General features: G+C 70.7%; 4 protein-coding genes. All 4 read right to left on the bottom strand.

Annotation, left to right across the window (positions count from 1 at the left end):
* Positions 1-33: 33 nt before the first annotated feature.
* On the bottom strand, positions 34-1,218 hold the full coding sequence (locus ACFU7D_RS28765; protein WP_378873711.1) for an ABC transporter permease: 1,185 nt from the start codon (positions 1,216-1,218) through the stop codon (positions 34-36).
* Entirely contained in the window at positions 1,215-2,096 is an 882-nt protein-coding gene (locus ACFU7D_RS28770; RefSeq protein ID WP_378726790.1) for an ABC transporter ATP-binding protein, read from the bottom strand. Before ACFU7D_RS28770 ends, ACFU7D_RS28765 begins: the two co-directional genes overlap by 4 nt.
* 86 nt (positions 2,097-2,182) lie before the next feature.
* A complete protein-coding gene (locus ACFU7D_RS28775; protein ID WP_378726846.1) occupies positions 2,183-2,851 on the bottom strand; it encodes a response regulator in 669 nt (222 codons plus the stop codon).
* Positions 2,851-4,206 (bottom strand): sensor histidine kinase, encoded by a 1,356-nt coding sequence (locus ACFU7D_RS28780; protein ID WP_378873714.1) that lies wholly within the window; start codon positions 4,204-4,206, stop codon positions 2,851-2,853. Before ACFU7D_RS28780 ends, ACFU7D_RS28775 begins: the two co-directional genes overlap by 1 nt.
* Positions 4,207-4,352 lie beyond the last annotated feature (146 nt).

Here is a 4,352-nt window from a genome sequence, read left to right on the forward strand (position 1 = left end):
GTGCCATCTCGGCCGACGGGGGTGACGTCTCGGCTACTCCTCGAGCCGCCAGGCCGCCTTGAGGGAGAGCTGGCCGCCGGTCTGGAGCAGGGCGCGGCTGTAGAGACGCTCGGCGAGGCGTACGAGGGCGACGCCGAAGGCGAGGAGCAGGACCACGGCGATGATCGGCTCCCACCAGGCCGCGGTGCCTTCGACCAGGCGCATCGGCATGAGTACGGCCGAGAGCGGGGGGACGTACGATCCGATCTGCTCGCCGACGCCGTCGAGGTAGAGGGCGCCGAAGAACATCACCATGAGCAGCATCGTGATCGGGGTGGAGGAGGACTGCAGGTCCTCGGTGCGGGAGGCGAGCGCGCCCGCGACCGCCCACAGGGTCGAGAGCACCACGAAGCCGATCAGGAAGAAGACCACGAACCAGCCGATCGCGCCGGACAGGGCCGGTAGGGCGAAGCTGAACTCGGTCAGGCTCAGGCCGACGAGCCCGACGGCCACATAGATGAGCATCTGCCCGACGGCGATGACGGCGTTGCCGATGATCTTGCCGGCGAGCAGCTGCCGCAGCGGCACGGCGGCGGCGATCATCTCCACGATCCGCGACTGCTTCTCCTCCACGACGCTGTTGGCCAGCGTCATCCCGAACATGATCGAGGCGAAGTAGAAGACGATCGCGAGGGCGTACCCGACGATCCACCGGATGGCGCTCAGCTCGCTGTCGCCCTCGATCTGGTCGAACGCGACCTGCGCTCCTTCGGTGAGCACGGCCGCCGAGGTGCCCGCCGCCTGGGCGTTGCCGGCGAGGACGATCTCCTGGACCGCCTGATCGACCACGTCGCGAAGGTCGGAGTCGGCCTCCTCGAGGGTGACCAGGGTCCACCCGTCCGAGGTCACCCGCAGATACGCGTCGGCCTGCTCCTCCTCGAGAGCGTGCCGGGCGGTGTCGTCGTCGGCGACCTCGACCGGCTCGATGCTCACCAGCTTGTCGATGTCGCCGGCCCGCTCGGCGATGCCCTCGACCATCGCTTGCGAGGCCGTGGAGGAGTAGGCGAGGTCGTAGGTCTTCTCGCGGCTCTCGCTCCACGCGGTGAATCCGAGCACGCCCACGATCACCGCGAGCATGACCGCGGTGCCGATCAGGGTCGACTTGTCGGTGGCACGGACCGCGATCTCGCGCCGGGCGACGATCTGCCACACGGGCTGGCTCCTGGGCTTCGTCCTCATGCGGTGACCTCCCGGTAGATCTCGGACAGGCGGGGTACGACACGGTGGAAGTCGAGCACGTTCCCGCGGCTGGTGGCCTCGGTGAGCAGCTTCTGCTCGGCGCCGGGGGAGACGACCTCGATCTCGGCCTCGGGGCCGGAGACGTCGCGGACGTGGAGGCCCGGCAGGTCGCGTACCCAACCGGCGTCGCCGTCGAGGACGAGCCGGTAGCGGAGCGCCGTGTCCGCGCGCAGCTCCTCGCCCGTCCCCTGGGTGACGACCCGGCCGCGGGCCATCACCACCAGCCGGTCGCAGAGCCGGTCGACGAGGTCGAGCTGGTGGGAGGAGAAGACGACGGGTACGCCGTCGCGAGCGTGCTCGCGCAGCAGGTCGGCCATCGCGTCGATGGCGTCGGGATCGAGCCCGGAGAAGGGCTCGTCGAGGATCAGCGCCATCGGCGCGGGGACGAGGGCGGCGATGATCTGGACCCGCTGCTGGTTGCCCAGGGACAGCTTCTCCAGCGGATCCTTCATGCGACCGCCGAGGCCGAACCGCTCCAACAGTGCGGAGATCTCCCGGCGCGCGTCGGCAGTGGACATGCCGCGCAGCCGCGCCAGGTAGACCAGCTGGTCCAGGATCGGCTGCTTCGGGTAGAGACCGCGCTCCTCGGGCATGTAGCCGAACCGGCGCCGGTCCTCACGGGTGACCTCGTGGCCCTGCCAGGACACCGTCCCGGCGTGCGCGGCCAGCACCCCCATGATCATCCGCATGGTGGTGGTCTTCCCGGCACCGTTGCCGCCCACGAACCCGGTGAGCCCACCGGACGGGACCGGGAAAGACACGTCGTCGACGGCGACCATCTCACCGAAGCGACGGGTCAACCCGCTGACCTCGAGCATCGAATCTCCTCTGCGTTGGGAACGAACGGGGCCCACGCTATTTCAGCCCCGCGCCCGGCGGATCCGTCGCGAGGATGAACTCGCCCTCACCCGTTGGGCGGGCCGGCCGGAAGAAGGCCGTGGCGGTGGATGAAGACCACCGTCTGCACCCGGTCGCGCAGCTGCAGCTTGGCCAGGCAGGCCGACACGTGGGTCTTCACGGTCGCCTCGGTGAGGAAGAGCCGGCGGGCGATCTCGTTGTTGCTCAGTCCCTCGCCGATGAGCAGCAGCACCTCGCGCTCGCGGGCGGTGAGCAGGGCGAGCTCCTTGGGCGGCTTCGTCCTCGGAGTCGAAGGAGCGTTGTCGCTGGTCACCCGCCCGATCACGCGCATCGTGACCTCCGGGGCGAGCAGCGCGTGGCCGTCTGCCGCGGCCCGCACCGCCTCGGCCAGCGAGTCGGGGTCGGCGTTCTTGAGCAGGAAGCCGCTGGCGCCGGCGGCGAGTGCGTCGAAGAGATAGTCGTCGCGGTCGAAGGTGGTCAGGATGATCACCTTGGCGTGCCCCTCGGCGACCACCGTACGCGTCGCCTCGATGCCGTCGGTGCCGGGCATCTGCACGTCCATCAACACCACATCAGGCCTCAGCTCGCGCGCCTTGGCGATGGCGTCGGCGCCGTCGGAGGCCTCACCGACCACCGAGATGTCGTCCTCCAACGAGAGGATGAGTCGGAATCCCGAGCGCACCAGCTGCTGGTCGTCGGCGAGCAGCACCCGGATCACGCCGGCACCCCCGTCTCGATCGGGAACCGCACCCGCACCCGGAACCCCTGCACGGCCCTGGGCCCGATGTCGACCTCCGCCTTCCGGATGGCCGCCCGTTCGCGTACGCCGAGCAGACCCAGTCCGCTGCCGGAGGTGCCGTGCCGGGGCCGGCCGTTGTCGGTGACCTCGACCTCGGCGTACGGCGCGGCCGACGCCCGGTCGACACGGAGGACGACCTGGGCGCGGTCGGCGGTGGAGTGGCGGCGTACGTTGGCCAGCGCCTCCTGGACGATCCGGTAGACCGAGTGCGCCAGCGGCAGCGAGAGGTCCTCGACCGGCCCGACGGCCTGGTAGTCGACCCGCAGCCCGCTCTCGCGTACCTCGTCCAGGAGCGCGGGTAGGTCCTCGAGGCGCGGCTCCGGGCGGCGTACGCCCTCGGCCTCCGTCTCCGTCTCGCCGGCCGGGTCGCGCAGCGTGCCGAGCAGGGAGCGCATCTGGGTGACGCCCTCGCGCGCGGAGGTCTCGACGTTGCCGAGCGCCTCGGCAGCGCCCTCGATGTCACCCGGACGGCCGCGTTCGAGCAGCTTGCGCCCGGCTGCGGCCTGGACGCCGACGACCGCGACGTGGTGGGCGACCACGTCGTGCAGCTCGCGCGCGATGCGCAGGCGCTCGTCGATGACGGCGCGGCGCTGGAGCTGCCCGGACTGGGCGGCGATGGTCGCGGCCTGCTCGGCGAGCTCGGCCTTCTGTCGTGCGCCCCGCCAGGCGACCTGGCCGCCGACGATCGCGCCGGCGAAGTAGAGCAGGTTCATCATCGTGGTGAGCAGCACGTAGGCGGTCACCGGGCCGATGAGCGTGGAGCCTTCGGCGTCGGCGGTCGCCTCGCGGATCTCGTCGATACCGCTGCCGACCGCGAACTGCCAGGAGAGCCAGGCGAACATGAACAGGGTGATCAGCCCCATCACGACCACCATGTCCCGCCGGCGCCGTGCCCAGGCGGCTCCCGCGAAGAAGGCCACGAAGTAGATGATCTGCATCGGCAGCAGCCCCATCACGGTCGGGAGCCACACCCCGGTGACGAACATGTGCAACCCGGCCAGGAGCGCGACCGTGAGCGGGAAGCGCCGCCTGAAGACGAGCAGCGCCGCGCCGACGACCACGGCCGTCCACTCGACCCACGTCGGTGCGTCGCTGGAGTCGAGCGTCCCGACTCCCCGGATCAGCTCCAGGGTGGCCAGGCTCGAGACCAGCACGATCGCACCGACGAGCCAGTCGCCGAGCGTGATCGAGCCCTCCCGCTCCCAGTCGTCGTCGGTCGCGAAGAAGGTCGCCAGCCGGCCGGGCGAGCCGGAGGTGTCATGCACAGTCACCCGGCCAACCCTAGTTCGGCCGGAGGACCAGGTCCTCAGTCTCGAGTCGGAGTCCGACCCCGCTGGTCGAGCCGCGAGGCCGCCTGCGGCCGAGCGTGTCGAGACCAACACGGTCCCCTCGGCGCTCGATAGGACCGTGTTGGTCT

The sequence above is a fragment of the Nocardioides sp. NPDC057577 genome (genome assembly GCF_042801335.1).
Lineage (GTDB): Bacteria > Actinomycetota > Actinomycetes > Propionibacteriales > Nocardioidaceae > Nocardioides.